Here is a 17,519-nt window from a genome sequence, read left to right on the forward strand (position 1 = left end):
ACCTTTAAAAATAATATCCAGAGAGTGCGGCCTATACATTATTGCCCTCTCGTTATTATAGATATGCCTATAGGATTAATGTGGTTATTAAGGGGGAAAAGCAAGGGCAGTGCCAGCTAAACACGCCGCTGCGTAAAATAAGTAAAGCTAACGACGGCTAATAAACTAATGCTCGCGAGTCTTGTTGAATAGCTTTTTCTTTATGCGATTTTTACTGGAGTGCCAGTGATTCTTAGGTTTGCGCGGCGCGTTTTCAATAACGTGTTCAAAATCGATATCCGACTTTTTGGTGGGCGGAACGTGAGCACAAAAGAATGTATCAATATGTGACTGGGCCAGCTTCTTTAAGCTTTCGCGATATTGGTTTGGGTGACATAACGGATATGGCGGTACTAGTTCACCTTTCACCTGTACCAATACATCGGCAATGTAAGCCTGCTGCGTGGGAATGTGCTTAAGCGTTAAATCGTGGTCGGTATGACCCGGCGTGTACATAACCTGCCAGTCAGGAAAACCGGGCAGTAACTGATTGTCGGCAAGCGTCATGTCTGGCGCTAGTATTGGGTTGTACCAAATGGGCATTCTTGGCTTGCCAATACGATTGGCCACCCACCAGGTTAGCAACAAATCTATGCCGTGAGCAGTACGCCCAGCAAACCCAGCATACCAATTAATGGCTTTGGGGTGAGATGCCACCTGCGCACCAGTACGTTCACGCAGTTTAATGGCGCCTCCGGCGTGATCTGGATGCATATGTGTAACCACAATCAGCTTTAAGTCACTTAACGGACGACCTAAGGTTTGCGTAATGTATCGACACACGTTGTCTACATCGGCGCGGCTACAGCCATCAAGCAATAGCAACCCCTTGCTGTCTTCAACAAGATAAATATGCTGTATGTAGCCTGCAAGTGTGTGAATATTCATTACTGCTTCCTTTTCACCAAAACACGCGTCTACCGCGGTCTCTGACATACTTCATGTACGCTAGCACTAAACCCCGCTAATCGCTGGCAAAGTGTGGGCTGCGTGATAATGCCTATAGCGCTGAATCCTATCAGAACCTATCTGGTAAGACCAGATTCAGCGAACAAGTGTAGCATTAAATTGCGTAACCACATTAGCCCGGGCTCGCCTTCCTGCTGGCTATGCCAGTAAAGGTGTGTTTCCAACGCGGGAAGCTGATACGGCAGTTTGGTGCTAATCAAGTTATCATCGCTTACCGCATCAGCCACAGAGCCTGGCAAAGTTAACAAAGCGTTAGTGCTAGCCACCACATCTGCCGCGGCGCGATAGTTTTGGCAACGCCATAATGAAGGACGGCTTATACCTAGTTGCTGCAGCGCAATTTCTTCTACCGACGCCCCTTTTGCCCGGTTCGACACCGTTATATGGCGTGCCGCCACATACTTTTTCTTATCTATATTTTGTGCCAGCGGGTTTTGCTTATTCATAAGCACCTTGTAGGTGTCGCGGCGCAATAGTGAGTGAGAGATGGGCGCGGCAACAGCGCGACCAATATCAATGACAAGGTGGAGGTTTCGATTTGTTAAGTCTGCCAACATTGTATCTCGATGTAAGCGAGTGCTTACTATTTCGACATTAGGTGCTTGTTTTTCAAGGGTTGAAAGCAGGACAGGTAAAACGCCTAATTCAAGAGACTCTTGCATGGCAATAACAAAGCGCTGATGGCTGTGTAACGGGTCGAAGTCGGCAAACTCCCCTAATGCTTTTCGAATATCGCTTAAGGCTTTTAGAATAGCGGGCGCTAGCCGTTCGCAGGCCGCAGTAGGCAACATGCTTTGTTTTTCTTTAACAAAAAGTGGATCGCCCAAAATATCCCTAAACCTGCGCATGGCATGGCTAACGGCCGATGGCGTAATGTGGAGCGCTTCAGCTACGCGGGTCATATTCCTATGCTGCCAAAGCGCTTCAAAAACCTTTAGCAGGTTTAGATCCAACTTCTCGAATTGTCTATTTTCGAACATTGCCATCACCATGAATGGGATTCACACCAATTAAGGATTATATTTCATTTCATTCACTTAACAACTTTCTCTACTATGCGTTTAACGAACAGTTATCGCACGCTTTAGAGACAGTCCTACATTTTAACTTGCGGCGACCCAAGTGCGAGATGCGAAGCAAATACTCTCTATATCTAATTAGTACAATTTCAACGAATGTAAAAAGGTGCCCTATGGATTTTTCACATAACGACAAAACCAAAGCCTTACTAGAGAAGCTCGATAATTTTATAGCCGAGCATATAGCGCCAATTGAAGATGAAGTTTACGACTTTCACCATAAAGAAAATAATCACGGTGACTGGAAAACCTGGAAGCTGCACCCTGGTACTGAAGCGCTTAAAGCTAAAGCGCGCGAAGCAGGGTTAGCCAATCTGTTTTTGCCCGATGCCGAGCTAGGCCAGGGCCTTACCACACTTGAATATGCGCCTATGGCAGAGCGCATGGGCAAATATCTCTTTGCACCAGAGATTTTTAACTGCAATGCGCCTGATACCGGCAATATGGAAGTGCTGTATCACTTCGGTAGCGACGCTCAAAAAGAGAAATGGCTTAATCCATTGCTAGCAGGTGAAATACGCTCAGTGTTTGGTATGACAGAGCCTGATGTTGCATCGTCTGACGCTACCAATATGGCCGCAACCATTATTGAAGATGGCGATGACGTAGTGATTAACGGTAAAAAGTGGTGGTCGACAGGGTTAGGCCATCCTAATGCTGCTATAACTATATTCATGGGTTTATCTAACCCTGATAACGACAAGCACAGTCGCCACAGTATGGTCGTAGTGCCGCTTGATACACCGGGAATTACCATTAAGCGCATGCTAGATGCCTACGGCGATTTTGATGCCCCTTACGGCCACGGGGAGATGCATTTCGATAATGTGCGTGTGAGCAAAGACAACCTAATTATGGGGTTAGGCAAAGGCTTTGCTATTGCACAAGGGCGCTTGGGCCCGGGCCGTATTCACCATTGCATGCGCGCTATCGGCATGGCAGAAAAAGCGCTAGAGCTTGCACTTAAACGCGGTCACGAACGAGTTGCGTTTGGTAAACCAATCATACGCTTAGGTGGCAACTTAGAACGCGTAGCCGATGCTCGCATGGCTATTGAGCAAGCGCGTTTACTCACGCTCCACGCCGCTTGGAAAATTGACAACTTAGGCGTAAAGCACGCTATGACCGAAATATCAGCCATTAAAGTGGTGGTGCCGAATATGCTACAAAACGTGGTGGATATGGCACTACAAATTCACGGCGGTGCGGGTATGTGTAGCGACTTCCCACTGGCGCGATTTGCCGCTGGTGCAAGAGCCCTTCGCTTAGCTGATGGCCCTGACGAAGTGCATAAAGGCATGGTTTCACGACTAGAGCTTAAGAAATATCAGTAGTCATAATTGAAAAGAAAAATGCGGCGTTATGAGGTCAATTCATAATGCCGCATTTTTATTGCCTGATTTTTATCGCTTTAACTTAAGTCGAGATGCTTAGCCCTTTCACCACTTCTCATTTCCTAGCAACGACAACACTGACTAAATCAGTTTTCTTCAGATACTGCTTGCTGCTGCATGCGCTGATGAATGTCATCTAGTCTTGTAAAACTCTGATATAGTTCCGGATGAGTAGCAATTAATGCAGCAACATGCTCAAAAGCCTCTTCTCTTGTATCTTGAGTCAACAAACGCAAATGTTCATCGCTGGGTAACCGGTTTGTATCAATGCCACTTTGAGAAGGCTTTTGCTCAAGCATAGACCTAAAATCGCTCACATAACGGGGCTCGCAATTCTTACTGGCAACCTGACTACCAACAGGCTTGTGATATCTGCAGATCATGTCGGACTTTGCGGTTTCGCTTATGCTTTTAAAAAGCGATAAAAACGCAAAACGTTGTTTATCAAACGCATGCTTTAGCTGGGGTATAGATTTCTGGTTTAGCGATTCTGCAGTGTTATAACTAGGTTGACTGGTATGAGCCGACAGTTGGCAGCACCAACCAAGGCTCGCAGCGAAAAGCGCGAACTGGAGGGTTTGGTTAAACGCACAGCTTAAATGCTTAGTCACTTGAAACTCCGTCTTCTTAGTGTTTAGTAACAGTAGCAAGTGGTTTAATTTTAATCAATTGATAAACGTTGGCGGCTTCTCTTCACTAACCTCTTAGCCACACATAATAGATATATCGCAAAAACAAAAAATGCGGCCTAAGCCGCATTTTTATTATTCATGTTTTGGTTCATATTAGAACGTATATGATGCACTCAACTGAGCGTTGATTCCCGCACCGTAGTAACCAACCGTATGTAGGCTGTTAATGTACTTCTTGTCGAAGATATTGTTGATGTTCATGCGAACGGTGAAATCTTCTGTAAACGCATGTGAAGCATAAACGTTGCCTAAGAAGTAAGCGCCCTGCTTAACATTGTAGTCAACGTTGCTAATTTCAGACTGCCATCTACCGCCAAAACCTACTTCAATTTCTGGCGCTTGCGGTACGGTGTAACCTAGTTGGAACGTCACTACATCACGTGGTGCCCATAGGTTAGCGTCGTTACCTTGCTCGTCTTCTACATCAATGTTGGTGTAAGACGCGTTAATGCGTAGATCATCAGTTAACTGACCCGCTAGCTCAATCTCAAAACCGTCAGACTCTACCGATACGCCTTTGTAGTAGTACTGAAGAGTTTCAGGGTTAGTACCTGCATATGCTGCCAAGTTATCTTGTTCAGCGGTGAAGTAAGCGAAAGTTGTTAGTAGTCTGTCGTCGAACCACTGTGCCTTGAAGCCCGCTTCAAAGTTCTTACCCTTAGTTGGGTCAAGGTATTGGCCGTTTACATCATACTGTTCTTGTGGCTGGTACACGTCAGAGTAGCTCACGTAAGCATTAACATCTTCTGTTACCGCGTAAGTCGCACCAACATAAGGGCTGGCTTCACTTTCTGAGTTATCGATAACCGCGCCTGCGTTTTGGCCAGTACGCTCGAAGTCGATCGCGTTAAAACCAGCAATGATGTGCATTTCGTCTGTTACGCTGAATCGAGCAGAGCCGAAGTAGCGCGTTAGTGTTTGCTCAATATTTGAGTACTCAGACACACCTAACCACTCTGGCTCAGCAATCGCATCCAAACCGTACGGGAATGCAGGTGTTGGGCCGTATGCAGGAGTAGTAGCGTAGTCAAACGCATGAACAAAAGACACGTCGTCGCTAGTAGCGTGACTTACACCAAAGTTAACTTCATGGCTGCGACCAAACAGCTCGAAATCACCGAATACACGGCCTTCTAACAGGTGAGAGTCAATTTCAGAATCGTAACGACCTGGCCAGCCAACTAAGCCAAGGCCAGTCTCTTTATCAATGTCACCGTAAGCATAAAACAGCTTACTTTCATCTTCGTAGCCACGGAAGTTATAGCTAAGTAGCAATTGCCAATCGTTGTCGAACTCATAGTCTAGTTCAACAAAGGCGTTAGTGGTTTCAGTATCCCACTTAGTCCATTCTTGCGTAGTGGTGTCATTAATATCCCACTCAGCTTGCGTACCGTCGGTATAGTTAAATACTAGCCCGCCCCACGTGTTGCCGTCGGTATTGGCGTCTTGGTATGACAAACCGAAGGTTATCGTTGCGTTATCAGTTAGCTGACCGTCAATAACGCCGTATACAAAGCCGCGATCGTTTTCTAAACCATCTAGGTGAGACTCTTTATCTTCAAAGCTACCTACTACACGCGCCGCCCAGCTGCCGTCTTCTGTAAGCAGCATAGAGTAATCGCCTTGAACGCGCTTGAAGTTGTAAGAGCCAATGCTTGCACCCACTTCGCCGCCTTCTTCGTTAGTAGGACGCTTGCGCACATAGTTGATGGTGCCTGACGCGTTACCTACACCAGTAAGCAGGCCGTTCGCACCACGAATAACTTCAATTTCTTCGTAGCCGTAAGCTTCAACCGAACCGGTAACAATACCCCAGTCGTTAGGCAGGCCTACACCATCAATTTGGGTGTTTTTAATTTCAAAACCACGTGCGGTGTAGTTAGTACGGTTAGTTTCCCACTCTTCTACGTTAATACCTGGTGCTAGCTTTAGTGCGTCGTTAATGTTGAACGCACCGAACGACTGCATAAGGTCTTCAGAAAGAATACTGATAGACTGAGGCGTTTCACTGATTTCCATGGTTAAGCCAGTTGCACCGCGGCTAACACGGTTTTGGCGAACACCTACAATACGAATTTTTTCTACGTCTGCTTCTTTAACTTCTACTGTATCGCTTTGAGTTGTTTGCGCATTTACCGACAAAGCAAACGCGATAGGCGTTAGTGCAAATAAACTGCTTAGTTTCATGGTTTTCTCTGTTATTTGGTTATGAAGGGTTAAGAACTTTACGGCGGGGGAGTATAAGATAAATTAAAGCTAATTTAAATGATAATTATTGCTATTTGAGTTTCTAAAAAAAGATTTTACAAAATGGTAAAGGTCGTCTTTCCAATACACTTGAGCTGAAAAGGTTAGCTTGTGTTTGCTATACAAATGAATTAGAAGTAGAGGTTCTTAATGGACTTGCGAATAAGTTAAAGGTTTGACGACTAATATAAGGTACTACTCGGCCAATGCATCAGCATTGGTGAAACAATACGACAGTGTTCCTTTTGAGACTGTTCACAAAGACTGGCTAAAGGCTATACCTAAAGAAGGAATGGTACTTGATGTGGGTGCAGGCTCCGGTCGGGATGCTCGCTGTCTAGCTGCGAAAGGCCTTAGTGTAGTTGCTGTGGAACCAGCTGTAGGTATTCGAGAAATTGCACAAGAATATACTGTTGCAAACCCTATTCACTGGCTATCCGATTCATTACCTGAACTGACCGAAGTTTTTCGCTTACAAACAAAGTTTGACCTGATCCTGCTAAGTGCAGTTTGGATGCATATCACGCCGTCGGAGCGAGAGCGCTCTTTTAGAAAGCTATCCTCTTTACTGAAACCCAGCGGTAAACTAGTTATATCTTTACGCCATGGCAGTTGCGCTGACGAACGCACTATGTACCCTGTTTCAGCAGATGAACTGGCTAAGTTTGCAAGCCAATTTGGGCTTTCCTATCGACTGCTTACTCCTGAAAAGTCAAACGATGAGCTAGGCCGCGCTGACGTTCAATGGCAAACGGTTTTACTCACACAACATGAGAAAGATTCGAGAGCTTAGTTCAATGTAAGAACAATAGCAGGCTTTACTAAGTAACTTATGGCGTGACATTTAAAATTCAAAAGTAACCAAATGATTTTAAATGTAATTTAATGAAATAATTCTGATATATTAAACTGAAACCAGGGATGATAGTGCTTCGGTGAAGCGTCTAAATGGGATGGACATACTTTCGACTTTATCATGACGATAAAGTAATCATTAGACCTCATCTTTGAAAGCCTTTTCGCTTAGAGCTAGATTAAGCCCTTTTGTTTAGGCATTGCACCGACTTGTAAATGGATAAAGAGAGCTCTGTTTCTCTTTCTTACTTTGATTTTGAGGCTGACTGGATGAGACTCACTTATTACGTCAACAGATTACAAAGCCTGCGACCTGATAGGTCTTCAGGTAGAGCCAAACCTCATAAAGTTTGCATGATGTTTGCTGTCATGGAACTCATTGAACAAGGACATATCCAAGATAATAAAATTTATTATGATGATGCTTTAAAGAAACGCTTTAGCTGGCATTTTATGCGATTAAAGCAAAGCAATGATACTGACAGTCCTTTCCTACCGTTTTACCACTTGAAGTCTTCTGGGCTCTGGCACTTAAAAGTTTCAAAACAGAATACAGCTGCATTTGACTCAATGAGATCGGCTACTGATACGAAAATTCTTAGTCTAGTGGATTATGCATATCTTGATGAACAACTATTCGTATACCTCAAGAGTCCAAGTACTGCCCCTATTCTTAGAAATGCACTAACAGCCAACCTTGACACTTTAGAAGATCAATACTGTCGCTGGGCTAAATCTATAGGAAAGTCTGAAAAAACTATAAAAAATTATGTTGGCGCGTTGAAATACTCTATACCGAATTGGTTAAATGATGCAGGAGTTTCAAAGCAAAGTCTATTAAGCATAAGCTCTTATTATGAGTATGAAACTATTGTAAATAAAACCTTCGAGCTAAGAGAATTTGTAGCAAAAGATAAGCAAGGTAAGGGAATGTACAGCTCTGCAATTAATAGTTACAGAGCATTTTTGTCAGACATTACACAAGTAAGTGCAAAACAAGATATAGATAATATTATTCTAGATAGCTCTATCTCTGAGACACAAAAAGCCGTCATGGTTAATACGCGTATAGGCCAAGGCAGATTTAGAGATGACCTGATCAGTCATTGGAAAGGTTGCGCTGTTACCAAGTATCAAAATTACTCATTCCTTATAGCGTCTCATATTAAACCATGGTCAAAATCTGAGAACGACGAACGCCTTGACCCATTTAACGGCTTGTTACTTCTAGCCAATATTGATAAAGCATTTGATTTGGGATTCATCAGCTTTAATGAAAATGGCCAGATTTTAATTTCTGATCATTTGGAAGAATGCCAAATACTAGGCATACATTCCAATATGAAGATTATGTTGGCCGATCAACATCAAGACTATTTAGCTTACCACCGCGAACATCAATTCAAACAATGACTATAAGAGTTACTTTACAAAAAGAAGGCAAGAGCTCGAGGCGTGAATACAAAACTCTCGCTCGCGCTACCAGTGCTATTGAAAGATGGTTTAGTGGCAATAAAGGAATGGCGCTGGTTTACCAACCGGGGGAACAACCAGTTGTATATAGAAGTAAGCATGAATTACCTGTTTTGAAGCAAAGTACACAGACGAATTTTTATAGAACAAAAGCATGGCGAGAGCTGAGACTCTCTATTTTGCTAAAGTCGAATTGTAGTTGTAAGATCTGTGGCATTACTTCGGAAAGAGGTGCGATCTTACATGTCGATCATATTAAACCACGTAGCCTATACCCAGAACTTGCACTAGATAAAAGTAACTTACAGGTATTATGTGAAGACTGTAATATTGCTAAATCTAATAGTGACCTCTAAACAGTTGTCTAAAGCTGCCAGAACGCGCGACCTTTGCCTCCGGAGTGCAAAGCCACCAATCAGCGCTTTATGGCTTACCCTCAGACTGCTAATCAAAGCTTTCATCATTACCGAAATAAAGCTGGCTTAGTCAGCTTTTCTTTATTTATAGATAGCTCAGGCAAAGGCTATTGTTTCTCTAAAGCTATTTAACTCTCCTTCGATTTCTTCAAACACCTCACACTGCGATTTTGCCACCCACTTTTTTAACACGCTAATCATTGGCGCTAATTGAGTTTATAATACCGGTTAAACAGTTTTTGAATCACATCGACCAACTTGAGTAGAAAATGGCCCATAAAGTACGTTATAAGTTTAAAGGTGTGGCAAAAGAGATAAATTTTTCTTACAGCCGCCATCAAAATATGCATGAAGCCGTGGCCGAAGCTGAGGGAATAGACCTTTCCCAGTTCCTGCAAACTGAACAGCAACTTGCCGCTATCAGTAAAGATAAAAAGACCGTAAGAAACTTCAGAGATACCGAATTTGCAAAAATGGGGTTTTCTGATTTGTATTTTTTAAAAAACGGGCAAGAATGATGGTTGCGCCCTTTCAACACATACTAGGCCTTTGAACTACTTTGCTTTTGGGGATTAACGGCCAAGTCTTAAAAATGGAGGGCTCGACAGGGTTCGAACCTCTGACTTCGGAGTGCAAAGCCACCAATCAGCGCTTTATGGGTTACCCTCAACTAGCCCATGAAAAGCCTCAATCGCCCTATCAAAGCTTTCGTCATTATCGAAATAAAGCTGACTTAGTCGGCTTTTCTTGATTTTGTAGGTAGCGCTGGCAAAGGCTAGCGCTTCTCTAAAGCTGCTAAACTCTTCGTCGAACACTTTAAACACCTCGCGCTGAGGTTTTGCCACCCGCGTAATACTCCCATTCACTTCATAATCGAACCCTGCAAATTGAAGACGGGAAAGGGTTTCTTTGCCTAATCGCAAGCCGCCTTTTAGACTTATTTGAAATGCCGCGTCCATTTCTTCAATTTCTTCCATACTCCAGTGGTTAAACACCCGAATGGCCTTTTTGTACTTTTCCGCCAACCGCTTTTTTAACACGGTTATTCTGGGTTCTAGCGTGGCGTTGTTTTCATTTTTTAAAAGATCAGTGCATTCGTTGCATGCAGGCACGGAAATAAAGTCGGCCTGTAGATGTCCGTCTTGCCAGTCGTGAATGAATTTTATGGGTGGAATAAAGTCTTGCCGTGCAGCTTCGCAGCCGCAGTAAATGCAGCAATTAAAATCAGCCGAATGTACCGCGTTTAGTGGCTGATAGAATTTCTGATAATTCTTAACTGACATTCTGCTACATACGTAAAGTTGAAAGGGTGCAAACGATTATTAAGGTACCACAGTCGCTTTTTTAGGGTACGCTAATTGTGCTCAGCTAATACAAACGCCGCCCGTGTGCGGCGTTTGTTTCATTCAGATACGATAAAAGCTACAACCGCGACGGCCTGCTGTGCGGGTCGCCCTCTACGTGGCCTTTTGGCGGTCTTTGTTTAGGCTTTGCGGCAATAGGCGTTTCGCCATCACTCTCTTCGCCCTCTTCATCAATATCCCATGTACCTTCTTCGCTCCACGGGTCGTCGTCGGGGAATTCCCCTATATTAATTTCTTTTACCGAGTAGTCGGGCTGGTAACGCATGTCGTAATTGGCCGCCCGCACTATGGCAATACATAACATTAAGGCCACAGCTAATAGCGGAACGCCCCCTATTATCGACGCCGTTTGAAGCGTTTCTAACCCACCAACAAACATAAGCACTATAGGCATAAACGATAACGCGAATGCCCAGAACAAACGGTTCCAGCGCAATGGCTCTTCGTCTACTTCTTTTTGCACTACAGCTGCCAGAATGTAAGAAATGGAGTCGAAGGTAGTTGCGGTAAATATTAGCGCTAACAAGGTGAATACAAAAATGACTATGTAGTCCAATGGCAGCGTGTGTAACATGGCGAAAATCGCGGCCGTAGGGCTTTCTTGGTTAAGAATACTCACCACGTCTAGTTCACCCGAAAGCTGCAAATACAAGCCATAATTCCCCATTACCATGAAGAATAAAAAGCAACCCATGGTGCCGAAGAACATGGAGCCCGCGACCATAGTGCGAATAGTTCGCCCCCTTGAAATACGCGCAATGAATAGCCCTACGCTTGGTGCAAATACCAACCACCATGCCCAGTAGAATATGGTCCAGTCTTGAGGGAAATGCGTGTTTTGAAAGCCATTAAATTCAGCAAAAGGCTCTAGCCAGGTAGCCATTTTAATGATGTTGCTAAGTACTCGGCCCAAAGCATCTAGGCCGGTATTGGCCATAAACAACGTAGGTCCCACAACAAATATAAATAGTAGCAACCCTATGGCCAGCCAAAAGTTAATGTCTGACAGCAGCTTAATGCCCTTCTTTAAACCTACATACGCGCTGTAGCCAAAGATAGCTGTACAGGTTACAAGCACCAGAACTTGGGTAGTAAGCGATTTAGGTACGCCGAATAGTTCGTGCACCCCTTCGTTGATCATAGGCGCAGCCAAACCTAACGTGGTCGCCCCGCCGCCTAACATTCCGAAGATAAAGCTGATGTCGATAATTTTACCCAGCCAGCCGTGAGCCATTTTCTCGCCAATAACCGGCATGAGTGCTTCAGAGATTTTAAGTACGCTGTGATTGCGCACATAGTAGAAGTACGCAATAGGTACGGCGGGAATGAGGTAAATAGCCCAGGCAAGCGGGCCCCAGTGGAAAATACCGTAGGCTGCAGCCCATTTTGCGGCTTCGGGGGTTTCACCTTCTATGTGAAACGGTGGCGCTTGGTAATAGTACACCCATTCAATCATGGACCAATACAAAATAGACGCGCCTATGCCTGCACAAAACAGCATGGCAGCCCATGATACTGGCGAGAACTCGGGTTTCTCTTCCGGGTCGCCTAGTTTTATTTGTCCAATGTCGCTGAACATGATGTAAACCATGAACCCACCAGCGCCAACACCAAGCAAGAGATATAAAACACCAAGTTTACTGGTTACGAAGTCTTTTGCGGCTGCCACCCACTGTGCGCCTTGGTCCGGCCAAATAATTAGGGGAATGGTGACAGAGAGAAGAAGAATTAGGGAGCCAAAAAAAGTGGGCTTGTCGATTACGCTAAACGCGCCTTCCTGTTTAATAATGGCCTTGGAGGAGGCCGCATCTCGGGTATTACTACTCATACACGATCCTTTGTTTTGTTTTTATAGATGCCTTATACGTTTGGCTTTAAACGGGCGATCTTAAAAAACAGTTTATCAGAATTGTGTTAGCTATTGGGCTGCTTCAAATCGATGTGCGTTTATTCATTCGTGCTTTGGTTGTTAGCATGCCCATGCCCAATGCGGCCATGGTTACCGCAACAACGCCGTTTAGATAGTTGAAGAACGCATAGGGCACGTAATCGAGCACGTTAACGCCCAGGGTGGCAGAGTAAAACGCACCAGCCGTTGTCCACGGAATAAGGCCTGTGGTCATAGTGGCACCTTCTTCTACCGACCGAGATAGCACAGCGGGGTCAAGGTTCTGCTGTTCATATTTCGGTTTAAACAACTGGCAATTCAAAATGATAGAGATATAGGCCTCGCCCATGGCCACATTGCCTAGAAAACCAGACGCAATGGTTACGGCTATTAGGGTTGCCGTGCGTTTTACCCGTTCAATAATGCCTATCAGTAACGCAGCTAGAAAGCCTGCACCATGCAGTATGCCGCCCAATGCGATTGCCATTAAGGCGAGGAGCAACGTCCAGCTCATGCTACTAATGCCGCCTCGTCCTAGTAAGGCATCTAAATTTGCGATACCCGTATTTTGAGGGGTGTTTTCCCACAGTGCGTTAAGCACGCTAATGGTATTAGTATCTTGATAGAAAATGGCGATGATGACGGCCAGCAAAACACTGCACGACATGGTTACTTCAGCCGGCACTTTCTTGATGCTCATTACCGTAAGCAACACCAGCGGTAACAGTGTTATATAGGGTGCAAGGTTATAGTGACTGGCGAGTGCTGCTTTTATTTCAATTATTTCGTCAACATTTAAGTTTTGGTTTGCGTAGCTAAAGCCTATTACCAAGAAAATTACAAAGGTTAGAAGAAAGCTAGGCAGTGTAGTTAGCAGCATGGCGTACATATGCCGATACAGGTTGGTACCCGCGCTCATGGATGCGAGATTGGTGGTATCAGACACCGGGGACATTTTATCGCCAAACGTCGCACCACATACCACCATGCCTGCCACAATGGGCAGTGGTATGTTCATAGCAGCGCCAATACCCATCAGCACTACACCCATAGTGCCCACCGTCCCCCACGATGTGCCTGTAGCCACCGACATTACCGCACACAAAATTAATCCCACCGCAAGAAATATGCTGGGGTTTAGCCAACTTAAACCGTAATAAATTAGCGTTGAGATAGTGCCACTTTGCATAAAGCTGGCGATAACCATACCAATGAGGATAAAAATATAGATTGCTGGCATGGCCCGGGTTAATGCGCTGGTCATTAAATCGCGGATTTGCAGGTACTTGTACCCCAAGCTAAAGGCATTGATACCAGCCCATAGCAAACACAGAAATAGTAATGCATGCAGGCTAATGCCCAGGCCAAACAATCCGCCTGCTATCAGTGCGACAATAACACCAAAACAAAGTAGTGACTGAGTAAAGCTTGGGCGTTGAATAGACTGCGGCGACATTATAGGCACGTTGATACGCTTTAAAATGAACTAGTGAAAAACAGTATAACGACTTTGCTATGCGTTGGAATGACTTTGATGTTGCATTGGATTGGACGTTAGAGTTGCAGCCACGTCTAAGGTAGGCGTGCCCGATTCTGATATAGAAAGGCTGAAGGGGATTATTCCTTCATAGATCACTAAAAAAGGAAATGGCCCGCCCTAGAGGATTCGAACCTCTGACCTCGGCCTCCGGAGGGCCGCGCTCTATCCAGCTGAGCTAAGGGCGGATCGTGCTACGTTTGTAATAACCATGTACGTTCGCAAAGGAAAAATACGCAGTTAAATGTACGCTGCAAACGGGGCGTAATAATACTTACGCGGTGGGTTGGCTTCAACTCATTTATTAAAATCTCTTTAGGTGGCTTGGAACAAGTGTTAAAAATCCTTACTTTTTATGGGTAATTGGCTTCAAATAGTTGTTCAACCCCAATTAACCGTTATAATCTGGCCAGTTATATTTTAAACAAATTCATCATTGCCTGGAGACAGATGTGAAATTAAAGACTTGGTTAACTGTTGCTGCTACTGCGCTAACTGTTTTTGCAGCACAAGCACAAGAAATGAGTAACGATGAAATTGCCGATCGCATTAAGCCGGTAGGTCAGGTACACGTTGCAGGCGCAGCAGCTGAAGGAAGTGCTGGCGCAGCTGGCGGTGCAAAGTCTGGTGAAGACGTTTACAACTCTGCATGTGTTGCATGTCACTCAGCAGGCGTTTTAGGAGCTCCTAAAGTTCACGTTGCAGCAGACTGGCAACCACGTCTAGATGAGCGCGGTCTTGATGGCGTATGGCAAAACGCATTGAACGGTATTAACGCTATGCCTCCTCGTGGTACATGCGGTAACTGTTCTGATGACGAAATTAAAGCTGCAATCGAGTATATGATTGAAGGTATCTAATACCCGCTAAATCGTAACAACTTGATGGAAAAAGTAGCGTTTTACCCTCTAATCGGGTAATTTAACTCTTTGGGGAAACGTTACTTTTTTACTGGCGAGCGGAATGTCACAAGATTCGACGCAACATGAGTTGACGGAAGAAGAACTGCGCGAACTTATACCGCAGCTTCAGCAACTCACTGACAAGTACAAGCGCGCTGAACGTGTTCAGAAGGCGCTTTTCGACATTTCTGAACTTGCCAGTTCTGTAAGTCACCTTAATCGCCTTTATTCCGCTATTCATGAAATCATTGCCGATTTTATGAATGCCGATAACTTCTTTGTCGCCTTTTACGAACCCGATAGTAACGTTGTCGATTTCGCTTACTTCATTGACGAATTCGACGAACAAACCGTTCGCCAGCTCCCCGCTGAATCGTTAATGGACGGCATGACCGGTTACATTCTAAAAACCGGCGATCATCTATTTTACAAACGTGACGACGAAGAAAACTTTGCCTCTCAGCATGATATAAAGCTAGTTGGCTCGCAGCCGTTTGAGCTGCTGGGCGTGCCCCTTAAACGAGGAAGCCAAGTCATAGGTGCCATGGTAGTGCAAACTTATGATGAAGGTGTGCACTATACGCAAGAAGATTTAGAAGTACTGCTGTTCGTTTCTCAACACATTGTTACCACAGTTGATAGAGTAAAAAACCGTGAGCTCACTGAACGCACCATCCGCGAACGCACCCGCCAACTGCGAAAAATTAATGACGACCTTCAAGAAGAAATATTAGAGCGCCAAAAAGTAGAGTCGCTACAGCAGGCTTTATTCGAGATATCTGAGCTGGCGGCTAACCTTGAAGGCGATATGGATGTGTTTTACTCCAGTCTGCACGAAATTTTAGCCAGGCTAATTAGCGCACCTAACTGTTACATTGCCATTCTTGATAAGGAAAAAGAGCTACTCGCATTCCCGTATTTTAGTGACGCACAAGAAAAAAACATAAGTTCAAGGCCTTTGGGGCTTGGTCTAACTGAATTCGTATTGCGAACGGGGCAAGCTGAGCTGGTTAACCCACCCAGAGTATTGGAGCTTGCAGAGTCTGGCGATTTGGATGTGTCGGTTGCGCAAACCATGCTAAACAGTGCGAACTCGTGGTTAGGTTCGCCGCTTGTTGTAGATGGAGAAATAGCAGGTGTTATTGCTGTACAAACCTACGGTAAACACGCTAAATACAATTCTCGCGACCAAGAGCTTTTGCGCTTTGTATCACATCATATCGCGGTAGCCATTGAGCGTAAGCGCAATACCGAGTCGATGCAGCGCTATAACGTTGAGCTAGAAGAGCGCGTCAAAGAACGCACAGCCGAGCTAAATCGTGCTAACAAGTTCTTAAAGCAACAAATTGAAGAGCGTAAAGAGATTGAGCTTAAGCTTATTCACGACGCGCATCACGACTCGTTAACTGATTTACCTAACCGCGCAATGTTCACTAGTCGCCTAGAGCTGGCTATAGCCAGTAAGCAGCGTTACAGCGAAAACATGTTTGCGGTGCTGTTTATCGACCTAGACCGCTTCAAAGTTATTAACGATACCCTAGGTCATCACGCCGGCGATGAGTTCTTAATTGAAGTAGCTAGACGTATTGCGCTATGTATTCGTGGTCACGACCTGTTAGCGCGCTTAGGCGGCGATGAGTTTGTTGTACTGCTTGATAACTTTGAAGATGAAGCAGACGTAGAAGAAGTGGCTAGCCGTATAATTTCATCTATTTCCGAACCGTTCTTGCTTGATGGTCGAGAGATGTATTCTGGTGCAAGTATTGGTATTGCGCACTTAGAAACCTACTATCGCGCCGCAGATGAAGTGCTTCGTGATGCTGATGCCGCTATGTATCAAGCGAAAACGCTAGGCCGCGGACGCTTTGTTATGTTCGACAAGAGCATGCGCGACAGGCTTATTGAAGAGCTTGAGCTTGAAAATGAATTCAGACGTGCACTGCGTGAAGAAGAGTTCGATTACTTCCTACAGCCCGTTATAAAGCTTAATGACGACAGCACGCTGTATAAAGAGATGTACATTCGCTGGTCGCACCCTGCCTACGGCAAGATTGCCAGAGAGCAGTTTAGACAAGTGGCAGAACATAGTGGCCTTACGCTAGATTTAGACCTGTTCCAGCTAACCAAAGCCTGCGAGCTGTTAAACCATTATAAAAGCACCGACGATCCGATAAATAAAATAGCGGTTAACGTTTCGATTAATCATCTGCTACAGGCTTCTATGGTAAACCAGATGATTAATGTGATTGAAACATCTGGCATAACGCCCAGTCAGTTGGTATTTGAGTTTGATGAAAACGACTTAAATCGCCGTTCTCAGTTCATTCTTCCTGCTATTAAGAAGTTAAAACGTGCGGGCGTAACTTTGGTGCTGGATAACTTTGGAAGCGGATTAGCTTCATTGAGTTATTTGTTTGCCTACCCTTTCGACTTCATCAAAATTGATCATCGCTTTGTTAAGTCACTGCCTCGCTCTCAACGAAACTTAAAGCTTATCCAGTCTGTCATGCTTATTTCTGAACATTTGAAGTTTCAGGTTATTGCTGAAGGCGTAGACTCTCAGGCACAGTTAGATGCGCTTAACGAAATTGAATGCATTTATGGCCAAGGCAAAGTATTGAAGCACGCAAAAGTGCTGGATATGACATCGCTAGCAAGCTAGAA

14 protein-coding genes and 1 tRNA gene are annotated in these 17,519 nt (G+C 44.7%); 7 read left to right on the forward strand and 8 right to left on the reverse strand.

Annotated elements, in window-relative coordinates; translation table 11 throughout:
• Positions 1–165 precede the first annotated feature (165 nt).
• Both BZA03_RS13530 and BZA03_RS13535 read right to left on the reverse strand, forming a co-directional pair.
• The gene (locus tag BZA03_RS13530) at positions 166–927 is read right to left on the reverse strand and encodes an MBL fold metallo-hydrolase (protein ID WP_014947788.1); all 762 of its coding nucleotides are present in this window, start codon (positions 925–927) and stop codon (positions 166–168) included.
• Positions 928–1,064: 137 nt separating this feature from the next.
• The gene (locus tag BZA03_RS13535; protein WP_075177690.1) at positions 1,065–1,988 is read right to left on the reverse strand and encodes a LysR family transcriptional regulator; all 924 of its coding nucleotides are present in this window, start codon (positions 1,986–1,988) and stop codon (positions 1,065–1,067) included.
• A 212-nt stretch (positions 1,989–2,200) separates the two neighbouring features.
• Here BZA03_RS13535 and BZA03_RS13540 point away from each other — a divergent pair, with 212 nt between their 5' ends.
• Positions 2,201–3,421, forward strand: coding sequence for an acyl-CoA dehydrogenase family protein (locus BZA03_RS13540; protein ID WP_110289044.1), 1,221 nt, complete (start codon positions 2,201–2,203; stop codon positions 3,419–3,421).
• A 146-nt stretch (positions 3,422–3,567) separates the two neighbouring features.
• On the opposite strand, the gene BZA03_RS13545 is transcribed toward BZA03_RS13540, so the two are convergent.
• Positions 3,568–4,092, reverse strand: a complete 525-nt coding sequence (locus BZA03_RS13545; RefSeq protein ID WP_110289045.1) for a hypothetical protein — start codon at positions 4,090–4,092, stop codon at positions 3,568–3,570.
• Positions 4,093–4,266: 174 nt separating this feature from the next.
• Entirely contained in the window at positions 4,267–6,360 is a 2,094-nt protein-coding gene (locus BZA03_RS13550; RefSeq protein WP_110289046.1) for a TonB-dependent siderophore receptor, read from the reverse strand.
• A gap of 235 nt (positions 6,361–6,595) precedes the next feature.
• On the opposite strand from BZA03_RS13550, the gene BZA03_RS13555 reads away from it, so the two are divergent.
• The 4 genes from BZA03_RS13555 to BZA03_RS13570 all read left to right on the forward strand — a co-directional run bounded on the left by BZA03_RS13555 (position 6,596) and on the right by BZA03_RS13570 (position 9,682).
• Positions 6,596–7,213 carry a bifunctional 2-polyprenyl-6-hydroxyphenol methylase/3-demethylubiquinol 3-O-methyltransferase UbiG gene (locus BZA03_RS13555; RefSeq protein WP_110289047.1) on the forward strand — a complete coding sequence of 206 codons (618 nt, stop codon included), beginning with the start codon at positions 6,596–6,598 and terminating at the stop codon, positions 7,211–7,213.
• A gap of 278 nt (positions 7,214–7,491) precedes the next feature.
• Positions 7,492–8,688, forward strand: a complete 1,197-nt coding sequence (locus BZA03_RS13560; RefSeq protein ID WP_110289048.1) for an HNH endonuclease — start codon at positions 7,492–7,494, stop codon at positions 8,686–8,688.
• Between the two features lie 107 nt (positions 8,689–8,795).
• Positions 8,796–9,104 (forward strand): HNH endonuclease, encoded by a 309-nt coding sequence (locus BZA03_RS20705; protein WP_375342587.1) that lies wholly within the window; start codon positions 8,796–8,798, stop codon positions 9,102–9,104.
• A 329-nt stretch (positions 9,105–9,433) separates the two neighbouring features.
• Positions 9,434–9,682, forward strand: coding sequence for a DUF2960 family protein (locus BZA03_RS13570; RefSeq protein WP_014947779.1), 249 nt, complete (start codon positions 9,434–9,436; stop codon positions 9,680–9,682).
• A gap of 135 nt (positions 9,683–9,817) precedes the next feature.
• On the opposite strand, the gene BZA03_RS13575 is transcribed toward BZA03_RS13570, so the two are convergent.
• The 4 genes from BZA03_RS13575 to BZA03_RS13590 form a co-directional block, all read right to left on the reverse strand.
• A complete protein-coding gene (locus BZA03_RS13575) occupies positions 9,818–10,447 on the reverse strand; it encodes a hypothetical protein (RefSeq protein WP_110289050.1) in 630 nt (209 codons plus the stop codon).
• A gap of 139 nt (positions 10,448–10,586) precedes the next feature.
• Positions 10,587–12,356, reverse strand: coding sequence for a BCCT family transporter (locus BZA03_RS13580; RefSeq protein WP_014947777.1), 1,770 nt, complete (start codon positions 12,354–12,356; stop codon positions 10,587–10,589).
• A gap of 103 nt (positions 12,357–12,459) precedes the next feature.
• Positions 12,460–13,872, reverse strand: coding sequence for a Na+/H+ antiporter NhaC (nhaC, locus tag BZA03_RS13585; RefSeq protein WP_110289051.1), 1,413 nt, complete (start codon positions 13,870–13,872; stop codon positions 12,460–12,462).
• A gap of 192 nt (positions 13,873–14,064) precedes the next feature.
• Positions 14,065–14,141: transfer RNA gene (locus tag BZA03_RS13590), tRNA-Arg, on the reverse strand.
• Between the two features lie 264 nt (positions 14,142–14,405).
• On the opposite strand from BZA03_RS13590, the gene BZA03_RS13595 reads away from it, so the two are divergent.
• The gene (locus BZA03_RS13595) at positions 14,406–14,813 is read left to right on the forward strand and encodes a cytochrome c5 family protein (RefSeq protein WP_014947775.1); all 408 of its coding nucleotides are present in this window, start codon (positions 14,406–14,408) and stop codon (positions 14,811–14,813) included.
• A gap of 103 nt (positions 14,814–14,916) precedes the next feature.
• Positions 14,917–17,517 (forward strand): EAL domain-containing protein, encoded by a 2,601-nt coding sequence (locus tag BZA03_RS13600; protein ID WP_110289052.1) that lies wholly within the window; start codon positions 14,917–14,919, stop codon positions 17,515–17,517.
• Positions 17,518–17,519: the final 2 nt, after the last annotated feature.

Origin of the sequence: Alteromonas sp. I10 (genome assembly GCF_003201515.1) — a bacterium.
Lineage (GTDB): Bacteria > Pseudomonadota > Gammaproteobacteria > Enterobacterales > Alteromonadaceae > Alteromonas > Alteromonas macleodii.

What these genes read in the sequence shown, in the direction of transcription:
- BZA03_RS13540 (WP_110289044.1), top strand. Translation starts at nt 2,201, where the DNA reads ATGGATTTTTCACATAACGACAAAACCAAAGCCTTACTAGAGAAGCTC.
- BZA03_RS13560 (WP_110289048.1), top strand. Translation starts at nt 7,492, where the DNA reads ATGGATAAAGAGAGCTCTGTTTCTCTTTCTTACTTTGATTTTGAGGCT.
- BZA03_RS13570 (WP_014947779.1), top strand. Translation starts at nt 9,434, where the DNA reads ATGGCCCATAAAGTACGTTATAAGTTTAAAGGTGTGGCAAAAGAGATA.
- BZA03_RS13550 (WP_110289046.1), bottom strand. Translation starts at nt 6,360, where the DNA reads ATGAAACTAAGCAGTTTATTTGCACTAACGCCTATCGCGTTTGCTTTG.
- BZA03_RS13600 (WP_110289052.1), top strand. Translation starts at nt 14,917, where the DNA reads ATGTCACAAGATTCGACGCAACATGAGTTGACGGAAGAAGAACTGCGC.
- BZA03_RS13580 (WP_014947777.1), bottom strand. Translation starts at nt 12,356, where the DNA reads ATGAGTAGTAATACCCGAGATGCGGCCTCCTCCAAGGCCATTATTAAA.
- nhaC (WP_110289051.1), bottom strand. Translation starts at nt 13,872, where the DNA reads ATGTCGCCGCAGTCTATTCAACGCCCAAGCTTTACTCAGTCACTACTT.
- BZA03_RS13535 (WP_075177690.1), bottom strand. Translation starts at nt 1,988, where the DNA reads ATGTTCGAAAATAGACAATTCGAGAAGTTGGATCTAAACCTGCTAAAG.
- BZA03_RS20705 (WP_375342587.1), top strand. Translation starts at nt 8,796, where the DNA reads ATGGCGCTGGTTTACCAACCGGGGGAACAACCAGTTGTATATAGAAGT.
- BZA03_RS13575 (WP_110289050.1), bottom strand. Translation starts at nt 10,447, where the DNA reads ATGTCAGTTAAGAATTATCAGAAATTCTATCAGCCACTAAACGCGGTA.
- BZA03_RS13530 (WP_014947788.1), bottom strand. Translation starts at nt 927, where the DNA reads ATGAATATTCACACACTTGCAGGCTACATACAGCATATTTATCTTGTT.